The 22,838-nt window shown below is 73.2% G+C and carries 22 protein-coding genes; 14 read left to right on the top strand and 8 right to left on the bottom strand.

Features of this window, described 5'->3' with window-relative positions:
• Positions 1-2: 2 nt before the first annotated feature.
• Positions 3-869 carry a helix-turn-helix domain-containing protein gene (locus ACZ619_RS11245; RefSeq protein WP_469597054.1) on the bottom strand — a complete coding sequence of 289 codons (867 nt, stop codon included), beginning with the start codon at positions 867-869 and terminating at the stop codon, positions 3-5.
• 242 nt (positions 870-1,111) lie between these two features.
• Between ACZ619_RS11245 and ACZ619_RS11240 the strand changes: the two genes are divergently transcribed.
• From ACZ619_RS11240 to ACZ619_RS11225, 4 genes are all read left to right on the top strand, one after another.
• Positions 1,112-1,555: an ATP-binding protein gene (locus ACZ619_RS11240; RefSeq protein WP_469597052.1), complete on the top strand. Its 444-nt coding sequence runs from the start codon at positions 1,112-1,114 to the stop codon at positions 1,553-1,555.
• 282 nt (positions 1,556-1,837) lie between these two features.
• Entirely contained in the window at positions 1,838-5,806 is a 3,969-nt protein-coding gene (locus ACZ619_RS11235) for a Pls/PosA family non-ribosomal peptide synthetase (RefSeq protein WP_469597050.1), read from the top strand.
• A 77-nt stretch (positions 5,807-5,883) separates the two neighbouring features.
• On the top strand, positions 5,884-7,257 hold the full coding sequence (locus ACZ619_RS11230) for a M1 family metallopeptidase (protein WP_469597047.1): 1,374 nt from the start codon (positions 5,884-5,886) through the stop codon (positions 7,255-7,257).
• 65 nt (positions 7,258-7,322) lie between these two features.
• Positions 7,323-7,748: a YchJ family protein gene (locus ACZ619_RS11225; protein WP_469597045.1), complete on the top strand. Its 426-nt coding sequence runs from the start codon at positions 7,323-7,325 to the stop codon at positions 7,746-7,748.
• A gap of 6 nt (positions 7,749-7,754) precedes the next feature.
• Here ACZ619_RS11225 and ACZ619_RS11220 read toward each other — a convergent pair whose 3' ends face one another.
• Positions 7,755-8,456, bottom strand: a complete 702-nt coding sequence (locus ACZ619_RS11220; RefSeq protein WP_469597042.1) for a FadR/GntR family transcriptional regulator — start codon at positions 8,454-8,456, stop codon at positions 7,755-7,757.
• A gap of 162 nt (positions 8,457-8,618) precedes the next feature.
• Between ACZ619_RS11220 and ACZ619_RS11215 the strand changes: the two genes are divergently transcribed.
• Positions 8,619-9,155 carry a gluconokinase gene (locus ACZ619_RS11215; RefSeq protein ID WP_469597040.1) on the top strand — a complete coding sequence of 179 codons (537 nt, stop codon included), beginning with the start codon at positions 8,619-8,621 and terminating at the stop codon, positions 9,153-9,155.
• A gap of 8 nt (positions 9,156-9,163) precedes the next feature.
• Positions 9,164-10,561, top strand: coding sequence for a GntT/GntP/DsdX family permease (locus ACZ619_RS11210; protein ID WP_469597037.1), 1,398 nt, complete (start codon positions 9,164-9,166; stop codon positions 10,559-10,561).
• An 85-nt stretch (positions 10,562-10,646) separates the two neighbouring features.
• Here the strand turns inward: ACZ619_RS11210 and ACZ619_RS11205 are convergent, their stop codons facing one another.
• The 3 genes from ACZ619_RS11205 to ACZ619_RS11195 all read right to left on the bottom strand — a co-directional run bounded on the left by ACZ619_RS11205 (position 10,647) and on the right by ACZ619_RS11195 (position 13,039).
• Positions 10,647-11,270: a cytochrome b/b6 domain-containing protein gene (locus tag ACZ619_RS11205; RefSeq protein ID WP_469597035.1), complete on the bottom strand. Its 624-nt coding sequence runs from the start codon at positions 11,268-11,270 to the stop codon at positions 10,647-10,649.
• On the bottom strand, positions 11,254-11,994 hold the full coding sequence (locus ACZ619_RS11200; protein WP_469597033.1) for a molybdopterin-dependent oxidoreductase: 741 nt from the start codon (positions 11,992-11,994) through the stop codon (positions 11,254-11,256). The genes ACZ619_RS11205 and ACZ619_RS11200 overlap by 17 nt, the downstream gene beginning before the upstream one ends.
• A gap of 73 nt (positions 11,995-12,067) precedes the next feature.
• Positions 12,068-13,039 carry a hypothetical protein gene (locus tag ACZ619_RS11195; protein ID WP_469597032.1) on the bottom strand — a complete coding sequence of 324 codons (972 nt, stop codon included), beginning with the start codon at positions 13,037-13,039 and terminating at the stop codon, positions 12,068-12,070.
• 391 nt (positions 13,040-13,430) lie between these two features.
• On the opposite strand from ACZ619_RS11195, the gene ACZ619_RS11190 reads away from it, so the two are divergent.
• The 7 genes from ACZ619_RS11190 to ACZ619_RS11160 all read left to right on the top strand — a co-directional run bounded on the left by ACZ619_RS11190 (position 13,431) and on the right by ACZ619_RS11160 (position 18,549).
• Positions 13,431-14,324, top strand: a complete 894-nt coding sequence (locus tag ACZ619_RS11190) for a DMT family transporter (RefSeq protein WP_469597508.1) — start codon at positions 13,431-13,433, stop codon at positions 14,322-14,324.
• 33 nt (positions 14,325-14,357) lie between these two features.
• On the top strand, positions 14,358-14,870 hold the full coding sequence (locus ACZ619_RS11185; protein ID WP_469597030.1) for an NUDIX hydrolase: 513 nt from the start codon (positions 14,358-14,360) through the stop codon (positions 14,868-14,870).
• A gap of 123 nt (positions 14,871-14,993) precedes the next feature.
• A complete protein-coding gene (locus ACZ619_RS11180; protein WP_469597027.1) occupies positions 14,994-15,386 on the top strand; it encodes a YidH family protein in 393 nt (130 codons plus the stop codon).
• A complete protein-coding gene (locus tag ACZ619_RS11175) occupies positions 15,383-15,697 on the top strand; it encodes a DUF202 domain-containing protein (RefSeq protein WP_469597025.1) in 315 nt (104 codons plus the stop codon). The genes ACZ619_RS11180 and ACZ619_RS11175 overlap by 4 nt, the downstream gene beginning before the upstream one ends.
• 144 nt (positions 15,698-15,841) lie before the next feature.
• Positions 15,842-16,138, top strand: a complete 297-nt coding sequence (locus ACZ619_RS11170) for a hypothetical protein (RefSeq protein ID WP_469597024.1) — start codon at positions 15,842-15,844, stop codon at positions 16,136-16,138.
• Positions 16,139-16,305: 167 nt separating this feature from the next.
• Positions 16,306-17,328, top strand: a complete 1,023-nt coding sequence (locus ACZ619_RS11165; RefSeq protein ID WP_469597022.1) for a phosphotransferase family protein — start codon at positions 16,306-16,308, stop codon at positions 17,326-17,328.
• Between the two features lie 6 nt (positions 17,329-17,334).
• The gene (locus ACZ619_RS11160; protein ID WP_469597020.1) at positions 17,335-18,549 is read left to right on the top strand and encodes an acyl-CoA dehydrogenase family protein; all 1,215 of its coding nucleotides are present in this window, start codon (positions 17,335-17,337) and stop codon (positions 18,547-18,549) included.
• A gap of 151 nt (positions 18,550-18,700) precedes the next feature.
• Here the strand turns inward: ACZ619_RS11160 and ACZ619_RS11155 are convergent, their stop codons facing one another.
• Both ACZ619_RS11155 and ACZ619_RS11150 read right to left on the bottom strand, forming a co-directional pair.
• Complete coding sequence (locus ACZ619_RS11155) at positions 18,701-19,750, bottom strand: GRAS family protein (RefSeq protein ID WP_469597018.1); 1,050 nt, start codon at positions 19,748-19,750, stop codon at positions 18,701-18,703.
• A 124-nt stretch (positions 19,751-19,874) separates the two neighbouring features.
• Positions 19,875-20,897 carry a methyltransferase gene (locus tag ACZ619_RS11150; protein ID WP_469597015.1) on the bottom strand — a complete coding sequence of 341 codons (1,023 nt, stop codon included), beginning with the start codon at positions 20,895-20,897 and terminating at the stop codon, positions 19,875-19,877.
• Positions 20,898-21,177: 280 nt separating this feature from the next.
• Between ACZ619_RS11150 and ACZ619_RS11145 the strand changes: the two genes are divergently transcribed.
• Positions 21,178-22,236 carry an aminotransferase class I/II-fold pyridoxal phosphate-dependent enzyme gene (locus ACZ619_RS11145; RefSeq protein ID WP_469597013.1) on the top strand — a complete coding sequence of 353 codons (1,059 nt, stop codon included), beginning with the start codon at positions 21,178-21,180 and terminating at the stop codon, positions 22,234-22,236.
• On the opposite strand, the gene ACZ619_RS11140 is transcribed toward ACZ619_RS11145, so the two are convergent.
• Positions 22,233-22,826 carry a TetR/AcrR family transcriptional regulator gene (locus tag ACZ619_RS11140; protein ID WP_469597010.1) on the bottom strand — a complete coding sequence of 198 codons (594 nt, stop codon included), beginning with the start codon at positions 22,824-22,826 and terminating at the stop codon, positions 22,233-22,235. The genes ACZ619_RS11145 and ACZ619_RS11140 overlap by 4 nt on opposite strands.
• Between the last annotated feature and the right edge of the window lie 12 nt (positions 22,827-22,838).

The raw sequence follows: 22,838 nt of genomic DNA, 5'->3' as shown, positions 1-22,838 counted from the left end.
CGCTATTCGTTCTTCCTTATCTGGGTGATCAGTTCCACCGACGCCTCGACGGACTCGGCGGCAGACGTGAGGCGTTGCCACGCGGCCCGGTGCGTGGAGACCCGATCACGTTCCTCGATGTACAGGGCGGAGGTCAGCCCTTCCTGGTGGACGACGTCCAGATCGGTGTGCGGACCGAAGCCCAGGATGCTGAAGGTGCCGGTCAGCCCGGCGTGGAGGGGAGCGTCCGATCTCAACACCTGGATGTTGATGTTCGGGCGCCGCCCCATCGTAAGCAGGCGCCCCAACTGCTCGTACATCAGGGCGGGATCCTCGGTGGAGGAGCGCAGCGCCTGCTCGGAGACGATCGCCCAGAGCGCCAGCGGATCGCTGTCGCGGGTGAGGACGGCCTGGCGGGCCAGCCGTACCTCCACCAGCGCGTCGACCCGTGCCTCGACCGCCTCGGACATGGCGGTCGCCCGGATGATCTCGCGGGCGTACTCGGCGGTCTGGAGCAGTCCGGGGACCATGCCCAGCTGCCAGGTGGAGACCGTCTCGGCCTCCGCCTCCAGACTGATCAGGTCCTCGTAGACCGGGGTGAGGACACCCCGGTACGAATGCCACCAGCCGCGTCGGCCGCCCTCCTTGGTGAGGGTGATCAGGGCCGCGCGCAGCTCGTCGCTGACGTCACGGCCGAGATCGGCGTACAGGGTGAGCAGCGCCTGGATGTCCGCTGCCTTGGGAGCCGTCTTACCGGTCTCCATCCTGGACAGTTTCGAGGAGACGAAGGTTCCCGAGGAGTGCTCCGCGACCTCGTCGAGGGTGAGTTCGCCGCGCAGTTCGCGCAACTTCGCACCGAGCCGTCGCCGGCGCACCGTGGGCGTGCTCACGGATCCCCCTTCCGTCCGGTGAAACTGCCCGACAGTCTGCCGTGCCCGTCCCGGCCCTCGCCACCGGCTGACGACTTGTGCCGCAACTCTCTCGCCAGTGTGCGCAATTTTTCACATCCCGTGGGACGTATTGCGATCGACTGTGCCGTGAAGGCACCATGAATCCGGGAAATACGACAGTGACCGCACTCGCATGGCGAACCACTGTGCCTGCGTTGGGACATGCCCGTGAGGGGATCCACATGATCGAAGTCCAGCGGAGCACCACGACCGAGACCCGCGCACTGCAAGTCGCCCCGCCACCGGTCCTGTTGCTGGCGAGCGAACCCCAGTCGGCGCGGGCGGCACGGCTGTTCGTGAGCGACTTCATCGCCCATCACACACCGGACGCCTCCCGCGACCACATCGAGGCGGTCGCCCTGGTCACCTGCGAGCTGGTCACCAACTCCCTGCGCTACGAGACCGACCCGGACGACCCGGTCCGTCTCCTCATCGAGTCCGACGGTGCCAGGACACGGGTCGAGGTGCACGACCCGCTGGGCCGGCACCCCCGGTTGCGGCCCATCTCCGTGGAGCGGGACCGCGGGCGCGGTCTGCTCATCCTGGACGCGCTCTGCTCGGGCCGCTGGGGTGTGGGCAACCTGCCCTGGGGCAAGTCGATCTGGGCCGAGGTCAGCGCCGCCTGACCTTCCCGTGACCGTCGTGCGGGCGGCCGGACACGGGGAGTCGGCCGCTCTCACGCTGTGTGGCCCATCTCTCGCCCTGCGCGGATAATCCCTGGTCAGCGATCGGTCAAGATCCAACCGACTGCCCCGAACGGCCGCTTTCGAGTGGCTGCCGCCGGGGCCGGAGCCTAGCGTCGTACTAATATTTCCGGCTTGTCACCTAGCCGGAGCCGGACAACCCCAGGCACACCTGCGGGCCCGCCGGCGCCCCGGAGGGTTCCGGGAACGAGACGCGAGGACCGGATGGCAGCCATTGACGAGAGCAGTGCTCTCGGCCTGCTCGACGATGAGATCCGCGAGGAGTTCGGGGACACCGCACGATTCTCGGCCGGGGCGGCGGCACCGCCGCGCACGCTCGTGGACGTGTTCGAGGCGAGCGTACGGGCACATCCCGACGAGCCCGCGCTGGACGACGGAACCATCCAGCTCACCTATCGCGCGCTCGCCGTCGAGGTGCGGCGGCTGGCCAAGCGGCTCGCCGGGGCCGGCATCGGGCTCGGCGACCGGGTGGGCGTGCGCGTCCCGTCGGGGACCAACGATCTGTACGTCGCCGTTCTCGGCGTCCTCGCGGCCGGTGCCGCCTACGTGCCCGTCGACGCCGAGGACCCGGACGAGCGGGCCGCACTGGTGTTCGGCGAGGCGGAGGTCGCGGCCGTCCTCGGCGAGGGCCTGCGCATCGACCCGCTCCGCCCCGGCAAGAACCCGGCGGACCCGACGGCCCCGGTGAGCTCGACGGACCCGATGGGCTCGACGGGCTCGGTGGCCCCGGCGGGCGGCTCGGTGGCCCCGGCGGGCCCGGCGCACTCCGTGAACCGCCCCGGCGTGGAGAACGACGCCTGGATCATCTTCACCTCCGGCTCCACCGGCAGGCCCAAGGGCGTCGCCGTCACCCACCGCAGCGCCGCCGCCTTCGTGGACGCCGAGGCCGCGCTGTTCCTGACCGAGGAGCCGATCGGCCCCGGCGACCGGGTCATGGCGGGCCTCTCCGTGGCCTTCGACGCCTCCTGCGAGGAGATGTGGCTCGCCTGGCGCTACGGCGCCTGCCTGGTGCCGGTGCCCCGCTCCCAGGTCCGCAGCGGCGCCGACCTCGGCCCCTGGCTGGTCGAGCAGGAGATCACCGTCGTCTCGACCGTGCCGACCCTGGCCGCGCTCTGGGAGCCCGAGACCCTCAACGACGTACGCCTCCTCATCTTCGGCGGCGAGGCCTGCCCGCCCGAGCTGGCGCAGCGCCTGGTGACCGAGGGCCGCGAGGTCTGGAACACCTACGGACCCACCGAGGCCACCGTGGTGGCCTGTGCCGCCCTGATGACCGGCGCGGAGCCGATCCGCATCGGGCTGCCCCTGAACGGCTGGGAGCTCGCCGTCGTGGACGACGCGGGCGAGCCGGTGTCCCTGGGCGAGAGCGGCCAGCTGGTGATCGGCGGCGTCGGCCTGGCCCGCTACCTCGACGCGGAGAAGGACGCCGAGAAGTACGCGCCCCTGGAATCGCTGGGCTGGAAGCGGGCGTACCGCAGCGGTGACCTGGTCCGGGCCGACCGCGAGGGGCTGGTCTTCCTGGGGCGCGCCGACGAGCAGATCAAGCTCGGTGGCCGCCGGATCGAGCTGGGCGAGGTCGACGCGGCGCTCCAGGCGCTCCCCGGGGTCGCGGGCGCCGCGGCGGCCGTGCGCACCGCCCGCGGCGGCAACCAGCTCCTGGTCGGCTACGTCGTCACCCAGGACGGCTGGGACCACGCCACCGCCGTGGAGAAGCTGCGCGCCGAGCTGCCCGCCGCCCTGGTGCCGCTGCTCGCGCCCGTCGCCGGGCTGCCCACCCGCACCTCCGGCAAGGTCGACCGCAACGCCCTGCCGTGGCCCCTGGAGGGCCTGGAGGGCGGCGGTCCGGCCGAGCAGCTGTACGGCACCGAGGCCTGGCTCGCCGAGCAGTGGACCGAGGTCCTCGGCATCCCGGTGACCGGCGCCGCCGACGACTTCTTCGCGATCGGCGGCGGCAGCCTGTCCGCCGCCCAGCTCACCACCCGGCTGCGCACCCGCTACCCGAGCGCGGCCGTCCTCGACGTCTACCAGCAGCCGGTGCTGCGCAAGCTGGCCCGCCGGCTGGAGGAGTCCGCGCACGACGACGGCGCACGGCGCGCCGTCGCCCCGGTGCCGCGCTCGGCCCAGCTCGTGCAGCTGCTGCTCCTGCTCCCCCTGTTCACCCTGCTCGGGCTGCGCTGGACGGTCGTCCTGGCCGCGCTCGGCCATGTGCTGGGCGGCTACGGCTGGCTGCCCACCGCGCCCTGGTGGCTGGTCGGCCTCGGGGCCCTGGTCCTGTTCACCCCGCCCGGCCGGATCGCCATCGCGGCCGGCGGCGCCCGGCTGCTGCTGCGGGGCGTCAAGCCCGGCGGATACCCCCGCGGCGGCGCCGTGCACCTGCGGCTTTGGGCCGCGGAGCGGCTGGCCGAGTTCTCCGGGGCGACCACGCTGACCGGGTCCTGGCTGGAGCGGTACGCGCGGGCGCTGGGCGCCAAGATCGGTCCCGAGGTGGACCTGCACTCGCTGCCGCCGGTCACCGGTCTGCTCAGGGTGGGGCGCGGCGCGGCCGTGGAGTCCGAGGTGGACCTGTCCGGCCACTGGCTGGACGGCGACCGTCTGGTGGTCGGCGCGGTCCGGATCGGCGCCCACGCCGTCGTCGGGACGCGCAGCATGCTCTTCCCGGGTGCCCGGGTCGGCAAGCGCGCCGAGGTGGCCCCCGGCTCGGCGGTCAGCGGCCAGGTCCCGACCGGCCAGCGCTGGGCCGGCGCGCCCGCGGTCAAGCTGGGCAAGGCCAAGCGGAACTGGCCCAAGCAGCGGCCGCAGCGCGGCACCTACTGGCGGGTGATGTACGGCCTGACCGGGCTCGGGCTCAGCGCCCTGCCGGTGCTGGCGGGCGCCGCGGCGCTGCTGGTCGCCGGTCGTTTCGTGGCCCCCGGCGACGGGCTGGCCGGGGCCCTGCGGGGCGCCGCCGTCGCGCTGGTCCCGGCGACGCTGGCGTTCGGGCTGGTGTACGCGCTGCTGATCCTGGTCGCCGTACGGCTGCTGAGCCTGCGCCTGCGGGTCGGCACGCACCCCACGCACAGCCGGATCGGCTGGCAGGCGTGGACGGTCTCCCAGCTGATGGACCGCTCGCGCGAGACGCTGTTCCCGCTGTACGCCGGTCTGGCCACCCCGGTGTGGCTGCGGCTGCTCGGGATGCGGATCGGCCGGGGTGCCGAGGTGTCCACCGTGCTCGCGCTGCCGAGCCTGACGACGGTCGGCGAGGGCGCGTTCCTGGCCGACGACACGCTGACCGCGCCGTACGAGCTGGGCGGTGGCTGGGTGCGGATCGGGCGCGCGGAGATCGGGCGGCGGGCGTTCCTCGGGAACTCCGGGATGACCGCGCCGGGCCGCAGCGTGCCGGACGGCGGTCTGGTGGGTGTGCTGTCGGCGACCCCGAAGAAGGCCAAGAAGGGCACCTCGTACCTGGGGCTGCCGCCGGTGAAGCTGCCGCGCAGCGCCGCCGACGGCGACCAGAGCCGTACCTACGAGCCGCCGGCGCGGCTGCTGTGGGCGCGCGGGCTGGTGGAGACGTGCCGGATCGTGCCGGTGCTGTGCTCGGTGGCGCTGGCCGGGCTGACGGTGGCCGCGCTGTGCACGCTGGGCGCCTGGGCGCCGCTGCTGTCGGGGCCGGTGCTGCTCGGTGCCGGTGCCGCGGCGGGGCTGGTGTCGGTGCTGGCCAAGTGGCTGCTGGTGGGACGGCACCGCGGCGGGGAGCACCCGCTATGGAGTTCCTTCGTGTGGCGCAACGAGCTGGCGGACACCTTCGTGGAGGTGCTGGCGGTGCCGTGGCTGGCGGGCTCGGTTCCGGGTACCCCGCTGATGACGGCCTGGCTGCGGGGTCTGGGCGCCCGGATCGGCAAGGGTGTCTGGGTGGACAGCTACTGGCTTCCGGAGACCGATCTGGTGACCCTGGAGGACGCGGCGACCGTGAACCGCGGATGCGTCCTGCAGACTCACCTCTTCCACGACCGGATCTTGCGGACGGATACTGTTGTTCTCCGTGAGGGCGCCACCCTGGGCCCTGGCGGGATCGTGCTGCCCGGCAGCACGATCGGGGCCCGTACCACCCTGGGTCCCGCGTCGCTCGTCATGGCGGCGGAGTCGGTTCCCGACGACACCCGCTGGCTCGGCAACCCGATCGAGGCATGGCGTCCCTGAGCGCGGGCCGTACGGTGGCCGCGGGCGTCGGCGCGCCGAGAGACGGTTCGAGCACAGCGCAGGGAGCGAACGCGGAAGTGGCAGTTCAGCAGTCAGTGGGTCCGGACCCGTACTTCCCGGACAACGGCGATCCCCGGTACCGGGTGCATCGCTATGAACTCACGCTGGACTACCGGCCCGGACCCAACCGCCTGTCCGCCATGGCCCGGATCAACGCGATCGCGGGCCGGGCGCCGCTGCCCGAGTTCCAGCTGAACCTGGCCGACTTCAAGATCGGCCGGATCCGGGTGGACGGCCGTCAGCCGCACTGGACGCACCGCGGCGGCAAGCTGCGGGTGAAGCCGGCGAAGCCGCTGCGGGCCGGGGCCGCGTTCACCGTGGAGATCCACTGGTCGGGCAACCCCAAGCCGGTGACCAGCCCCTGGGGCGGGCTCGGCTGGGAGGAGCTGACGGACGGCGCCCTGGTGGCCAGCCAGCCGGTCGGTGCGCCCTCCTGGTTCCCGTGCAACGACCGGCCCGCCGACAAGGCGTCCTACCTGATCTCGGTGACGTGTCCGTCGGCGTACTCGGTGGTGGCGGGCGGCCGGCTGCTGACCCGTGCCACGAAGGCGTCCACGACCACCTGGGTGTACGAGCAGGCGGCGCCGACGTCGAGCTATCTGGTGAGCCTGGCGATCGGCAAGTTCCAGACGGTGCTGCTGGGCGACCCGGGCTTCGGCGGGGTGCCGATGCACGGGCACATACCGGCCCAGCTGCTGCCGGAGTTCTCCCGGGACTTCGCGCGCCAGCCCGCGATGATGGACCTGTTCCAGCGGCTGTTCGGGCCGTACCCCTTCGAGGAGTACGCCGTGGTCGTCGCCGACGAGGAGTTCGACGTCCCGGTCGAGGCCCAGGGGTTGTCGCTGTTCGGCGCCAACCACGTGGACGGGGCGCGGGGTTCGGAGCGGCTGGTGGCGCACGAGCTGGCCCACCAGTGGTTCGGCAACAGCGTGTCCATCGCCGACTGGCGGCACATCTGGCTGAACGAGGGGCTCGCCAAGTACGCGGAGTGGCTGTGGTCGGAGCGGTCCGGCGGCCGCAGCGCCCAGCAACTGGCCACGGTCGCACACCGGTTGCTGTCCGGGCTGCCGCAGGACATCCGGATCGCGGCCCCGGGCAAGAAGGCGATGTTCGACGACCGGCTCTACGAGCGGGGCGGGGTCGCGGTCCACGCGATCCGCTGCGCGCTCGGCGACGAGCGGTTCTTCCACATGCTGCGGGCGTGGGCGGGGCTGCACCGGGGCGGGTCGGTGACGACGTCGGCGTTCACCACCCACGTCAACCGGTTCGCGGACGAGCCGCTGGACGGCCTCCTCGACGCCTGGGTGCACCGCACGGCCCTGCCGCCGCTGCCCGTCCAGGCCGTGCCGGCGCGCCCGGCGCAGCCGCCCACCAACGCCGAGTCGGCGTAGCCGCGGGCGCCGGCGGCGCGGGGGACGGCGTCGTGGTGCGGCAGGGGTGCAGCAGAATGGACCGCATGTCCCGACGCACCTCGCCGTCCCGGCGGCGGCCCGGCTCCGCCCCGGTCACCGGCTCCTCCTGTCCCTGCGGTCTCGCGGAGCCCTACGAGGCGTGCTGCGGCCGGTTCCACCGGGGCGAGGCGGCGGCGCCCACGGCCGAGCGGCTGATGCGGTCGCGCTACAGCGCCTTCGTCCGGCGTGACGAGGCGTACCTGCTGCGGACCTGGCATCCGCGGACCCGCCCGCCGCGGATCGACCTCGACCCGGGGATGCGCTGGACCGGTCTGGAGGTCCTGGGGACCGCCGACGGCACGGCCTTCCACAGCACCGGCACGGTGACCTTCCGGGCGTCCTTCAGGGACGGTTCGCTGTACGAGCGCAGCCGGTTCGAGCGGGTGGACGGGGCGTGGGTGTACGTGGACGGGGAGTTCCCCGAGGGGTGAGCCGGGTCACGGCGCGAGGATGTCCAGTTCCTGGAGGGCGCCGGCCGTGATCTCGCGGGTCAGCCGCTCCGCGCGGACCGCGTCGCCCGCCCGGACCGCCTCCGCGACCTGGACGTGGAGGGTGACGGCGGCCGGGTCGGGGTCCTCGAACATCACCTCGTGGCGGGTGCGGCCCGTGAGGACCTCGGCCACCACGTCACCGAGCCGGGCGAACATCTCATTGCCGGACGCGGCGAGGATCACCCGGTGGAACGCCGTGTCGTGGACGAGGTACGCGTCCAGCTGGTGGCCGCGGGAGTTGGCCACCATGCCGAGCGCGCACTCGGTCAGCTCGGCGCACTGCCCGGCCGTCGCGTGCTCGGCCGCCAGGCCCGCCGCCACCGGCTCGACCGCCGAGCGCAGCACGGTGAGCGAGCGCAGCTGGTGCGGGCGGTCGGCGCCGGCCAGCCGCCAGCGGATGACCTGCGGGTCGTAGACGTTCCACTCGGGCTTCGGGCGGACCGTGACGCCCACCCGGCGGCGGGACTCGACCAGGTGCATGGACTCCAGGACCCGGACCGCCTCGCGCATCACGGAGCGCGACACCTCGAAGTGCTGGGCCAGTTCGTCCGTACGCAGGACGCTGCCGGGCGGGTACTCGCCCGCGGTGATCGCGGGGCCGAGGGAGTCCAGTACGCGGCCGTGCAGCCCTCGGCCCGGTGTGCTCATGCACTCAGCGTACCGAGTGGATCACTCGACCAAAAAGTCAGACTTATTTGTCACAGTCTCTTGAATTAGTCGTACCTAATGGGCTTCAGTGAGGCCGACACCGGATGGCCTACGCCGGTGTCTCCCTCTTCGAGGAATCCCGCGGAAGACAGCGAGGCAGTGATGCGGACCCCCCACGTCGTCGTGGTGATGGGCGTCGCCGGCACGGGCAAGACCACGATCGGTCCCCTGCTCGCCGCCCGGCTCGGCGTCCCCTACGCCGAGGGCGACGACTTCCACCCGCCCGCCAACATCGCCAAGATGTCGGCCGGGCACCCGCTCCAGGACGCCGACCGGTGGCCGTGGCTGGACGCCATCGGCTCCTGGGCGCACGGGCGGGAAGGGCTCGGCGGGGTGGTCAGCAGCTCCGCGCTGAAGCGGTCGTACCGCGACCGGCTGCGGGCCGCGGACCCCGGCCTCGTGTTCGTGCACCTCACCGGTGACCGGCGGCTGATCGAGGACCGGATGTCGCACCGGCAGGGCCACTTCATGCCGACCGCGCTGCTGGACTCCCAGTTCGCCACGCTCGAACCGCTCGGCGCGGACGAGCCCGGCGTCGCCGTGGACGTGTCCGGCGGCCCCGCGGAGATCACCGCACGGGCCGAGCGGGCGCTGGCCGCGCTGCCCGGCCTCACCACCCCATGGTCCCCACACCACTAGGAACCCCCGTGACCAGACTCAGCGTCGAGCTGCTGGCAGCGGACACCGTCGCGCCCATCACCTCGGCCGGACATGCCCGGCTCAGCATCGCCGTCCTCGCGGGCATCGCCGTCATCGTCCTGCTCATCACCCGGTTCAAGCTCCACGCCTTCCTGGCGCTGACCATCGGCTCGCTCGCGCTGGGCGCGTTCGCCGGGGCACCGCCGGACAAGGCCATCACCAGTTTCACCACCGGACTCGGCGCCACGGTCGCCGGCGTGGGTGTCCTGATCGCGCTCGGGGCGATCCTGGGCAAGCTGCTCGCCGACTCCGGCGGCGCCGACCAGATCGTCGACACGATCCTCGCCAGGGCGGGCGGCCGGGCCATGCCGTGGGCGATGGTGCTGATCGCCTCCGTGATCGGTCTGCCGCTCTTCTTCGAGGTCGGCATCGTGCTGCTGATCCCGGTCGTGCTGATGGTCGCCAAGCGCGGCAACTACTCCCTGATGCGGGTCGGCATCCCGGCGCTGGCCGGTCTGTCCGTGATGCACGGCCTGGTGCCGCCGCACCCCGGCCCGCTGGTCGCGATCGACGCGGTCGGCGCCGACCTCGGTGTGACCCTCGCCCTCGGTGTACTGGTCGCCGTCCCGACCGTGGTCGTCGCCGGACCGCTGTTCTCGAAGGTCGCGGCCCGCTGGGTGGACGTGCCGGTGCCCGACCTGCTGGTCCCCGAACGCCCCTCGGAGCAGCTGGAGAAACGCCCCGGCTTCGGCGTGACGCTGGCCACGATCCTGCTGCCGGTCGCGCTGATGCTGGCCAAGGCCGTGGTGGACATCGTCGTCGACGACCCGACGCACACCGTCCAGCGCGTCCTCGACGTCGTCGGCTCCCCGCTGATCGCCCTCCTCGCGGCCGTCGTCGTCGGCATCTTCACGCTGGGCCGACCGGCCGGCTTCAGCAGGGAGCGGATCTCGCGGACGGTCGAGAAGGGCCTCGTGCCCATCGCGGGCATCCTGCTCATCGTCGGCGCGGGCGGCGGCTTCAAGCAGACCCTGATCGACTGCGGTGTCGGCCGGATGATCCTGGAGATATCCCGGGACTGGTCGATCCCGGCGGTGCTGCTGGCCTGGCTGATCGCGGTGGCGATCCGCCTCGCGACCGGCTCGGCGACGGTGGCCACGGTCTCCGCGGCGGGCCTGGTGGCCCCCCTCGCGGCCGACATGTCGACCACCCACACCGCCCTGCTGGTCCTCGCCGTCGGCGCCGGCTCGCTCTTCCTGAGCCATGTCAACGACGCCGGGTTCTGGCTGGTCAAGGAGTACTTCGGGCTCAGCGTCGGCCAGAACCTGAAGACCTGGTCGGTCATGGAGTGCATCATCTCGGTCGTCGCCGGCGGCCTGGTCCTGCTGCTGTCCCTCGTGATCTAGAAGCGCGATCCAGAAGCGCGATCCAGAAGCGCGCCGCCGACGGCGGTCCGCGAAGGCGGCCCCGTCGGCTCGCGCCCCGTGGGGGCTAAGGGCGCCAGAGCGGGTGTTCGCGTTTCGCCCACGCGCGGCTGACCTCGCCCGTGCGCAGACCGCGGCGGGCCTCCGGGTCGGCCAGGGCCATGCCGATGTGGCCGCCCACGACGATCCCGATGGTGAGGGACAGCCAGTCGTGGACGAAGGTGGCCGAGGTGCGCCACATCAGCGGGGTGAGGTGGGTGAACCACATCATGAGCCCGGTGGCGAGCATGACCAGCGTGGCGCCGGCGATCCAGTTGGCGTAGATCTTCTGGCCGGCGTTGAACTTGCCCGCGGGCCGGGACGAGGGGCGCTTGTCGCGGCTCAGGGCGGCCCGCAGCCAGAGCCGGTCGTGGGGGCCGAACCGGTTCAGGAAGCCGAGGTCCCGGCGGAAGGCGCGGGAGGCGAGGCCGAGGAGGACCGGGACGGGCAGGGCGAGGCCCGCGCACTCGTGGACGCGGACCACCAGGGCCCGGCGGCCGACCAGGATCGCCAGCTGCGGGATGTAGAGGCAGGCGGCCGTCAGCACGCAGACCCCCATCAGCAGCGCCGTGGTGCGGTGGATCCAGCGCTCGGCGGCGGTGAAGCGGTGCAGCCGGTCCGTCGCGGCCGGCGCCTCAGCTCGTAGGCTCATCGTCGCGTCCGTTCGAGCGGCCGACCCAGGCGTCGACGTCGTAGCCGAGGTTCTCCCAGTACCCGGGCTCCACCTTGTCGGTGACCGTGATGCCGGAGAGCCACTTGGCCGACTTGTAGAAGTACATGGGGGCGACGTACAGGCGGACCGGGCCGCCGTGGTCGTGGGAGATCTCCTTGTTCTGCATGCGCAGCGCGACCAGGACGTCCGGGCGGCGCGCCTGGTCGAGGGTGAGGCTCTCGGTGTACGCGCCGTCGAAGCAGGTGAAGTGGATCGCCCTGGCGGTGTCCCGGACGCCGGCCAGGTCCAGCAGGTGCGAGAGGCGCACCCCCGAGAAGGGCGTGTCGGGCACCCGCCAGCCGGTCACGCACTGGACGTCCTTGACCAGCCTGGTCTGCGGCAGCGCGCGCAGGTCGGGCAGGGAGTAGGTGCGCGGACTGTCGACCAGTCCGTCGATCTTCAGCCGGTAGTTCGCGGCCGTCCTGGTCGGCACCGATCCGGTCACCGAGTAGTAGCGGAAGCCGCCGCCGTTCGGGAGCAGGCCGGTCAGCCCCGTGGGGTCCTCGCCGGAGAAGGCGCCGAGAACCGCCTCGGTGGCCCGTTGCAGCACGGGTGCGGTCACCACGCCGAGGGCGCCGAGACCGATCGTGCCGAGGAACACCCGGCGGCCGACCGGGCTGCCCTCCTCGGTGTGCCGCGGCTCCTCGGGTCGTTCAGAGTTCACCCCTTCATTCGAACACCCCCGGGACGCGATCGGCCAGGAATCACGGCGTCCGTAAGGAATCCACAACTTCTTCTCATGAACCTCCCAGCGCGCGCTCCCGGGCCGCCCGGAACGTCGCGCACGGATCGCGGTCCGGGTACGACCAGGGCGCCGCGGTCGCGTGCCGGCCGATGCGCTGGAAGAGGGCCGCGGCCTCGGCGAGGCGGCCCGCGCCGGAGGTGGCGTGGGCGAGGTGGTTGAGGTCCACCAGGCGGCGCGGGTGCTCCTCGATCCCCCACTCCAGCCACCAGTCGAAGGCGGCCGTGAGGGCGCGCCTGGCGGAGGGCTCGGCCCAGTGCCCGGCGGCGGCCGGGTCGGCGGGCGCCCGGCCGGCCGCGGCCAGCACCCGGTGCCGCTCGGCGTACGCGACGACCGTCAGGACGGCGAGCGGCGAGTCGGCCGGCGCCTCGGTGGCCGCGCGCTCGGCGAAGGCGCACAGCTCGTAGGTCCCCTGGGTCTCGGTCTCCGCGATGCGGGCCGCCATCAGGTGGTGGGCGTGGTGGTGCTCGGGGTGGCGGCGGCGGACCTCGGCGAAGGCCCGCCGGGTCTCGTCGTCCGTGCCGAGGCGGCGGGCGAGCAGGAGGAGGCCGAGCCACGGGGTGGGATCCGCCGGGGCGAGGACGGTGGCCCGGTCGCAGGCCTCGCGGGCCCGGTCGGGGTCCTCCTTGCCGCGCAGGGCCAGCCGGGTCAGGGTCAGCGCGTACAGGGTGGCGGCGCCGCCGGAGTCCGGCTCGGCGAGCAGCCACTCGCGGGCCCAGGCGACGGCGTACGGCTCGCCGGCCAGGACCGTGACCCGGTGGCCCCGGCGGTCCCAGTCGTCACCCGTGTGGAGCAGCAGGGAGCGGGCGGACTGCCAGCGGCCCTGGGCCAACGCGGCACGGGCGGAGATGAGTTCGGCGTCGTCGAGGGCGTCGTCGGGACAGTGTTCGCACCTGTGGTGCGCTGCCGCGCGGGGACCTTCGGCGACGGCCCGGCCTGGGCCTAAGAGAGGCGGGGTTGGGGGCACCGCGGAACTTCCTGGTTGTCGGGCTGCCATCGGCCGATCACGCACAGCAAACCCGCAGCCAAGACTTTGCGTCAAGCCGGGCGGTGCTGGTCCTTCGTTCAACTACCCTGGAGAGGACGGAACTTGACCCATGCCGGGGCCGGGTTGGCGTACCGTGGCCGCAGGGCTCCGGGTTCCGGTTGTGGCGTACGCCATGGCGCGGGCCGCCCGGGCGTCGGACCATGGCCGTAGGGTCCCGCCGCCGCCCCGATCCACCCCGTGCGATCGACCCGGGCGTCGTGACCGAGTCGTCCACCCGGTTCCGGGTACTCCCGGAGCAGTCCCTGCCCGGCACCGCTACAGTCGGCCACTACGCATCCCGTAGCCCGGCCGCATGATCGAGGTACGCAGCGTGTCCGTCCCGGTTCTGGTTCTCGCGGTGAGCGCCGCCTGCTGCCTCGGCTTCGGGTTCGTGCTCCAGCAGAACGTCGCCCAGAAGGCCCCGCTCAGCGACTTCCTCTCGCCCCGGCTGCTGCTCGACCTGGTGAGGGTGCCGCGCTGGCTCGGCGGTATCGGCCTGATGGTGGCCGGCATGATCCTCGGCGCGGTCGCGCTCGGCAAGGGCGAGATCTCCCTCGTCGAGCCGCTGCTCGCGACGAACCTCCTGTTCGCCCTCGCGCTCTCCCGGCACCAGACCAAGCACCCCCTCAGCCACCAGGGCTGGGCGGGCCTCGTCCTGCTGGCGGGCGGCGTCACCACGTTCATCGTGGCGGGCGAGCCCCGCGGCGGCCACGCCGTCGCCGACCCGCTGCGGCACTGGCTGATCATCGGCGTGACGGTCGGCATCGCCCTGCTGCTGACGACCTTCGCCAAGCGCTCGCGCCTGAGCGCGGGACCCACCCTGCTCGCCCTCGCGGCCGGCCTGCTGTACGGCGTGCAGGACGCGCTGACCCGGGTCACCGGCACCCGCTTCTCCGAGGGCGGCCTCATGGAGGTGCTGACGGGCTGGCAGCCGTACGGTGTGCTGGTCCTCGGGGTCACCGGGCTGCTCCTCGTCCAGAGCGCGTTCGAGACCGCCGAGCTGCGGATGTCGCTGCCCGCGCTCACCGCGGCCCAGCCGCTCGCCGGGATCCTGTGCGGCGTCGGCTTCCTCGGGGACCGGCTGCGCACCGACACCGGGGCGCTGGCCTGGGAGGCGGCGGGGCTCGCGGCGATCGTGACGGGCATCGTGCTGCTCGGGCTGCACCCGGCGATGCCCCGGGGCGCGGCGCCGCGGGAACCGGCCCTGGACCTCCAGCCGCGCTGACGCCCGCGCCGGGCGGCTGCTTGGATGGGCGCCATGAGCGCTGCTGACGAGATCCTCGACATCGTCGACGAGAACGACCAGGTCACCGGGCAGTCCCCGCGCGGCGAGGCGTACGCGCGCGGGCTGCGCCACCGCTGCGTCTTCATCCAGGCCCGCGACGCCTCGGGCCGCGTCTTCGTGCACCGCCGCACCGCGACCAAGCTGGTCTTCCCCTCCCTGTACGACATGTTCGTCGGGGGCGTGGTCGGCGCGGGCGAGTCCTACGACGACGCCGCCCTGCGCGAGGCCGAGGAGGAGCTGGGCGTCACCGGCCTCCCCCGGCCGACGTACCTCTTCAAGTTCCTCTACGACGACGGCGCCGGCCGGAGCTGGTGGTCGGCGGTGTACGAGGTCCGCTGCGACCTCCCCGTGCACCCCCAGGTGGAGGAGGTGGCCTGGCACGACTTCCTGACCGAGGAGGAGCTGGCGTCCAGGCTCGGGGAGTGGGAGTGGGTGCCGGACGGGTCGGCGGCGTGGGAGGAGCTGCGGCTGCGGCGCGCGCCCTGAGAGACCCGAGAGGCACGGGCGACCACACGGCCGCCCCCGCAGCCCGCAGCCCGCAGCCCGCAGCCCGCAGCCCGCAGCCCGCAGCAGAACGCCGGACGGCACGTCCCGGTAGTCTTGCTACACGTGATCGAATTCGTGAGGAACGTCCGTCTGTGGTTCGCCCCCGAGGCCGTGCGCCAGGAGGGAACGACCCCCGACTACCGCTTCTCCCTCGCGAACGAGCGCACCTTCCTGGCCTGGCTGCGCACTGCCCTCGCCCTCATCGGCGGCGGCTTCGCCGTGGACCAGTTCCTGCCCGACCTCACCTGGGGCTGGCGCGTCGGCCTCGCCCTCGCGCTGCTCGCCGCCGGCGTGCTCTGCTCGCTGCGCGCGGTGAACCACTGGATACGCTGCGAGCGGGCGATGCGCCGGGGCGAGGATCTCCCGGTCTCCCGGTTCCCGGCCCTGCTGAGCATGGTCGTCGCCGTGGTCGCCGTGGCGATGGTCGTCGTCGTGCTCGTCGGATGGGCGGGATGACCGGCACCGCCCGCGACCCGGGGCTCCAGCCGGAGCGCACCCGGCTGGCCTGGCGGCGCACGACGCTGTCCGGCACCGTCGCCGCCGTACTCGCCGTGAAGACCGTGCTGCACGGGGGCGCCTCGGCCCTCGGGGTGACCGCCTGCGCCCTGTGCTGCGCGCTCTGGCTGGGCTTCCTCTGGGTCGCCCACCGCCGTATCCGCGCCCTCGCCGCCACCGGCCGCCCCCCGGCGCTGGCCCCGCGGCAGGCGGTCGCGGCGGTGCTGTGCACGGTCGCCATCGCGGTCTGCGCCGCCGCCCTGGTCGTATGAGCCGCGCGCGTCCATGGCTTCGCCCATCCGGGGTACTCGAACGCCACGCACCCGTTATGCCCGCATAAGCGGCTTTCGCGTGGCAGCCTGTCCGTCGGCATCCCGCCACACTCCCGGACCCCGCACCCCCCGAAGGCGAGCCGCATGACCACCCTTCACCAGGAACACGCCGCGCACGGCCACAGCCACGGACCGGACTGCGGGCACGACCAGGTGCCGCACGGCGACCACGTCGACTACGCGCACAACGGGCACCTGCACCGCGAGCACGGCGGCCACTGGGACGAGTGCGAGCCCGCCGGGCACGTCACCCACGACGGCCACGACCACCGGCACGGCGACGGCTGCGGGCACACCGGCGTGCTGCACGGCGACCACGTCGACTACCTGCACGACGGCCACCGGCACGCCGAGCACGACGGTCACTGGGACGACCACTGAGACCTCACCGACGGACGACGGCTCCCCGCTCTGCGCGCGCGGGGAGCCGTCACCCCGTGGCCGGACCGTAGGGTGGTCCCGGTCACGTTTGGCTCCCGAGCTGGACGACATACCGACTGGTCGGCATCATGAGTCGGGTCCTGTTCACTCGTTCGTAGGAGCGATGCATGAGCCCCGACCACCCGCCCGGACTGGATCTCGACCGGCTGCGCGGGCTGCTCGACCGTGAGCACCCCGGCCTGGTGACCGGTCCGCTGACCGGAAGGCTGATCGAGGGCGGACGGTCGAACCTCACCTACGCGGTGTCGGACGGCGCCTCGAAGTGGGTCGTGCGACGGCCACCGCTCGGCCATGTGCTGGCCACCGCGCACGACATGAAGCGCGAGCACCGGGTGATCAGCGCGCTGCACCCGACCGAGGTGCCGGTGCCCCGCCCGCTGCTGCTGTGCGAGGACGAGGAGGTCCTCGGGGCGCCGTTCTACGTGATGGAGTTCGTCGAGGGCACCCCGTACCGCACCGCCGAGCAGCTGGTCCCGCTCGGCCCGGAGCGCACCCGCGACGCCGTGCTGTCCCTTGTCGACACGCTCGTGGAGCTGCACGCCGTGGACCCCGCGGCGGTGGGGCTCGCCGACTTCGGGCGGCCCGAGGGCTTCCTGGACCGGCAGCTGCGCCGCTGGGGCAAGCAGCTGGACGCCTCCCGCAACCGCGAACTGGCCGGCATCGACGAACTGCACGCGACCCTGGGCCGCCGGCTGCCGCACTCCCCCGCGCCCGCCGTCGTCCACGGCGACTACCGCCTGGACAACGTGCTGATCGGCGAGGACGACAGGATCAGGGCGATCCTCGACTGGGAGATGTCGACGCTCGGCGACCCGCTGACCGACCTGGGTCTGCTGGTGATGTACAGCCAGCCGCTCGGCGCGCCCGACTCGCCGGTGTCGACCACCGCCGAGGCGCCCGGCCACCCGTCCCCGCAGGAGCTGGTCGAGCGCTACGCCGAGCGTTCGGGGCGGGACGTCTCGGCCGTCTCCTGGTACACGGCGTTCGCCTGGTTCAAGCTCGCCGTGATCCTGGAGGGCATCCACTACCGGTACACGCTGGGCCAGACGCTGGGTCAGGGCTTCGACCGCATCGGCGAGCTGGTGCCCGTCTTCATCGACCACGGACTGACGACTCTTCAGGAAGGCTGACCGGCCATGGACTTCGCGTTCGACGCGCGCACCGAGGAACTCCGCGCCAAGCTGCTCGCCTTCATGGACGAGTACGTCCACCCGGCCGAGGCGGTCGCCGAGGAGCAGCGCGCCGCGCTCGCCTCGCCCTGGGACACCCCGGCCGTGGTGGAGGAGCTGAAGGCCGAGGCCCGCCGGCAGGGCCTGTGGAACCTCTTCCTCCCCGACTCCGAGTACGGCGCGGGCCTCACCAACCTCCAGTACGCGCCCCTCGCCGAGATCACCGGCCGCTCCCCGCAGCTGGCGCCCACCGCCCTCAACTGCGCGGCCCCGGACACCGGCAACATGGAGGTGCTGTCGCAGTTCGGCGACGAGACGCAGAAGAAGCAGTGGCTGGAGCCGCTGCTCGCCGGTGAGATCCGCTCGGCGTTCGCCATGACCGAGCCGGAGGTGGCCTCCTCCGACGCCACCAACATCACCACGCACATCGAGCGGGACGGCGACGACTACGTCGTCACGGGGCGCAAGTGGTACATCTCCGGGGCGATGAACCCGGACTGCCGGATCTTCATCGTGATGGGCAAGACCGACCCGGACGGCGCCGACATCCGGCGCCAGCAGTCCATGGTCCTGGTCCCGCGCGACACCCCGGGCGTCACCGTGAAGCGCGCGATGCGGGTCTTCGGGTACGAGGACCACTACCACGGCGGCCACGCCGAGGTGGTCTTCGACCACGCGCGCGTGCCGGTGTCCCACCTGATCGGCGAGGAGGGCGGCGGCTTCGCCATCGCCCAGGCCCGGCTCGGCCCCGGCCGGATCCACCACTGCATGCGGCTGATCGGCATGGCCGAGCGGGCGATCGAGCTGATGTGCCGGCGGGCGGTGTCCCGCACGGCGTTCGGCAAGGCGCTGGCCCAGCAGGGCGTGGTGCACAACTGGATCGCCGACGCGCGCGTGACGGTCGAACAGCTGCGGCTGCTGGTCCTCAAGACCGCCTGGCTGATGGACACGGTCGGCAACCGGGGCGCCCACACCGAGATCCAGTCCATCAAGATCGCCACGCCGCGCGCCGTCGTCGACATCATCGACCGCGCGATCCAGCTGCACGGCGCGGGCGGGGTCAGCCAGGACTTCCCGCTGGCCGAACTGTACGCCGGGGCGCGGACGTTGATGATCGCCGACGGCCCGGACGAGGTGCACCAGCGGTCGCTGGCACGCCGGGAGCTGAAGAAGTACCTGTAGTCCGCGGCGCGCCGGGGCCGGGGCGGGCGAACCGCCCCGCCCGCCCCGGCCCCGTCCGTGCGGCCCCGTCCGTGCGGCCCCGTCCGTGGGGCCCTTGTCCATCGGGCCCTTGTCCCGTGCGCCCCTTGGCCGTGCGGTCCGCCGGGTGTCCTCAGCTGGGTGCGGCGATGAGCACGGCGGCGAGGGGGACGTCCTTGAAGGCGAGGGCGAGACGGCCGGGCAGGACGGTGGCGGTGAAGCCCGGCTCGGGGCCGTCCGGGGCGGGCAGCGGGGTGAGCAGGCGGAATCCGGCGGTGGTGAGCCGGTCGGCCCAGGCATCCGCGGACTCGTGCCGCTCGTAGCGGTCCGCGTCCCTGGCACCGATCACGTTGTGGATCTCCCGGCCGAAGAACCGCTTCATCGCGGTCCGTTCGGCATCGGTCGCGCCGGTGGCGTCGATCGCGGCGAACACCGTGCCGTAGTGGTGCCAGGCGTTCGCCAGCCGGACGGGCAGGGGGACTCGGTGGTGGTCGGAATCCGGCTCGCACAGCGCGAGGGCGGCCGGTGACAGGGCCCGCAGCCGCCGGAAGAGCGGGGTGCGGGTGTCGGCGCCGTCGGGGGTGTCGCGCATGTGGTGCAGCGCGAACGACGCGGTGACCAGCAGCGGGCCGGGCAGGGCGGCGAGGCTCTCCCAGAAGGCGTCGTCCAGGTCCTCGGTCGCGGCCGTGACGGAACGGAAGTCCACCGTGGCCCCCGTCCGCCCCGCCCCCTCCCGCACCGCGCCCTCCGCCGCCACCAGGCTGTCGGCGGCCACGTCCACACCGATCACGGTCAGATGCCGCAGCGCGGGCGCCCGGACCAGCAGATCCCGCTCCTGGCGGCCCTCGCCGATGCCCAGGGCGAGGACCGTGGCCCGCTCCTCCCCGTCGAGCAGGGGCAGCAGGTTGTCGTTGGCGTGCCGGGCCGCCCGCAGCAGCGGAAGGTGACGCACCATCACGGCGAACAGGTCGATCTGGGCGTCGCCGTCCGCGCGCAGGTACAGGTTCCCGAGGTCCGCGACACCGTCGAGGCGGCGCCGGAAGGCGGTCAGGAAAGAGTGCGTGAGCTGCGGGTCGTCGCTGGACAGGTGTTCGGCGCGGGCCAGCGCGGCACGTAGCCCGGCCGTGTCCCCGGACTCGGCGAGGAGGGCGGATTCTTCGAGGATGCGGTACACGTCGTTCACCGGCGCAACCTAAAAGCTCCCCGCGCGCCCCCCACGCCGGACTCACCCGCCCGGCGGTGGAATTCACCCGCACGAGACGCTCCGCCGCCGGGAGCGGAAGCGCCCCGGGAGCGGGACGCGCAGGTCAGCCCGTGGGTTTGACGCCGGTGACGATGCCGGTACTCGTGGCCAACGGCAGCTCCCGGTGGCACACCCTGGTGAATCCGTGCCCGGTCAGCCAGTCGCCGATCTCGGTGTGGGAGAAGTTCCGGCTGATGCCGAACTCGCCGATCATGTTCATCCCGAGGAGCGCGGCGCCGGCCGGCCCGGTGCGGTCGGCGCTGAGGAACATCTCGTTGACGACGATCGTGCCGCCGGGCTCCAGCGCGGTGAAGCACGCGTCCAGCAGGCGGTGGCAGGTGGCGTCGTCCCAGTCGTGGAGGATGTGCGACAGCAGCAGCACGTCGTGCCCGCCCGGCAGCGGGTCGGCGCGGAAGTCGCCGGGGTGCGTCGCGATCCGCCCGGCCAGTCCCGCGTCGGACACCTGTTTCTCGGCGGCCGGGGTGACGGACGGCAGGTCCATCACCGTGGCGGCCAGGGCGGGATTGGCCCGGCACAGCTCCACGGCGTAGACCGCGCTGCCGCCGCCGACGTCCAGCAGCCGCCGGTACGGCCAGGGCACGAGGCCGGCGAACTCCCGCGCCGTCGCCGCCGAGGCCGCGCGCATGGCCCGGTGGAAGACCTCCTGGAACTCCGCGTCGTGGAACCGGGTCTCGTGCCGGTCCGGGTCCCACATCACCGGCCGGCCGGTGCGCAGCGCGTCCCCGATCCGCTGCCAGGGCCGGTACTGGTAGCGGTCGATGTACTCGATCAGGTCCCCGAAGTAGTACGGCTTGCCCGGCACGAGGTACGCCGCGGCCATCTCGCCCGCGGCCCAGAAGCCCTCCGCCGGCCTGGTCAGCAGCCCCAGCGAGGCGCAGGCCGCCAGCAGCATCTCCGTGCCCTGCGGGGTCAGCCCCAGGGCCTCGCGGACCTCCTCCTCCCGGGCCGGACGGCCGTCGAGGAACTCGAACAGGCCGAACTCCAGGGCCGTGGCGACCGTCTTGAACGTCCACAGCCCGCCGGCCAGCCCCATCAACGGCGCGGCACTCACCACCGGCACACGCATCCCTGCCTCCGCTCGGGCGGGCCGAGCCCGCCGTCCGTCCGGCCGCGTCTGCCCCCTCTCCGGCCCAGGTCACTGTCCCACTCCCGGCCGCGCCCGGGGCGCCGCACACCGGGCAAGTCACCTGGAGGAGTACGGGCCGGGCCCGGCGGATCGATTCGGCGGGTCAGGATGCGAACAGGAAACCGAATAGGAGTGCGCCGTGCGGACGCCGGGGCATCGGCACGGCTGCCAGCAGACTGCGGGGCGTCCCTGTGATCGTTTACGACGAGGTGAGACCCCCGTGAGCCTGCACCCCCCGCCCCTGCCCCTCGGCGCGCCGGCCCCCGGCCCGGCCGGCCGAGCACCGGTGCGGCTGGACCTGAACGAGTACCCGCTGGCCCCCCTGCCCTCCGTGGCCCGGGCGATCGGCGAGGCGGGCGCCGACGCCCACCGGTACCCGGACTTCCACCCCGACGCGCTGGCCGCCCGGCTGGCACGCTGGTGCCGGGTCGACGAGGACCGCGTGGTGGTGGGCAACGGGTCCGTGGGCGTGGCCCTTCAGTTCCTGCGGGCCGAGGTGCCCGCGGGCGGCCGGATGGTCTTCGGCTGGCGGAACTTCGACGCCTACCCGCTGCTCGCGCAGATGGTCCGGGCGCGACCGGTGCGGGTGCCGCTGCGGGCGGGCGGCCACCAGGACCTCGACGCCATCGCCGACGCGGCGGTGGCGGGGGCGGGGGCGGCCGCGGTCGTCCTGTGCAACCCGCACAACCCCACCGGGACGCTGGTCGGCGAGCGGGCGCTGACCGGCTTCCTCGACCGCGTCCCCGCCCACACCCTCGTCCTGCTCGACGAGGCGTACACAGAGTTCGCCGGGCCCGGCCGCCCCGACTCCCCGGCCCTCCTGGAGGGCCGTCCCAACCTGGTCGTCCTGCGGACGTTCTCCAAGGCGTACGGCCTGGCCGGGCTGCGGATCGGGTACGGCATCGCCCACCCGGGTCCCGCCGGGCGGGCCCGGGCCCAGCAACTGCCGTTCGGCGTCACCAAGGAGGCCACCGCCGCGGTCCACGCCAGCCTGCGCGCGCAGACGGAGCTGGAGGACCGGATCCGCTCGCTCACCGGCACCCGCGACGCCCTGCTCGACGCGCTCAGGAAGGCCGGCTGGACGGTGCCGCGCAGCCACGCGAACTTCGTGTGGCTGGACCATCCGCAGGCGTCCGCCCCGGTCCACCGGCGGCTGGCCGACGCCGGCCTGCACGCCCGCCTCTACCCGGGCGAGGGCCTGCGCCTGACCGTGCCGGACCCCTCGCTCCTGCCGCTGCTGACCGACACCGTCGGCACGGCACCGGCCGGGGCGCGTTAGGGGCGCAGCGCTCGCAGCAGCAGGTCGGCCAGGTGGTCGGCGAGCTGCTGCGGGGTCAGGGGGCCGTCCGGCCGGTACCAGGTCGACAGGTGGTGGATCGAGCCGAAGTGGTAGTCGACGACGAGGTCGGCCGGGGTCGCGGTCGAGAACACGCCCGCGCGCTGGCCCTCCTCGACGAGCGCGCGGAAGCGCTCGTGGTAGCGCCGGCGCTCGGCGCGCACCTGCTTGTTCTTCTCCGGGCTCAGGTGGTGCATGGACCGGAAGAAGATCGACGCGTCGTCGAGGTTCTCGATGGTGGTCACGACGACGTCGGCGGCCGCGCCCCGCAGCCGCTTCTCGATCGGCTCGTCCGCGTTCGCGAAGGCGTCGAGCCGCTCCTGCTGGACGCGCAGCACGCGCGCGTACACCTCGTGCAGGAGGTCGTCCTTGGAGCCGAAGTAGTGGTACAGCGCCCCCTTGGTGACGCCGGCGGCCTCCACGATCTCCTGCACGGAGGTGCGGTCGTACCCCTGCTCGGCGAAGAGCCGGGTGGCGGCGGCGAGGAGCCGCTGCGGAACGGGAGCCCCGTCCCCGTCCGTCGTCCTGGGCACTGCCGCCACCTG

The sequence above is a fragment of the Streptomyces sp. NPDC104367 genome (assembly GCF_055583825.1).
Note: the sequence above shows the minus strand (reverse complement) of the source record. Positions and strands in the feature narration are given on the sequence as shown.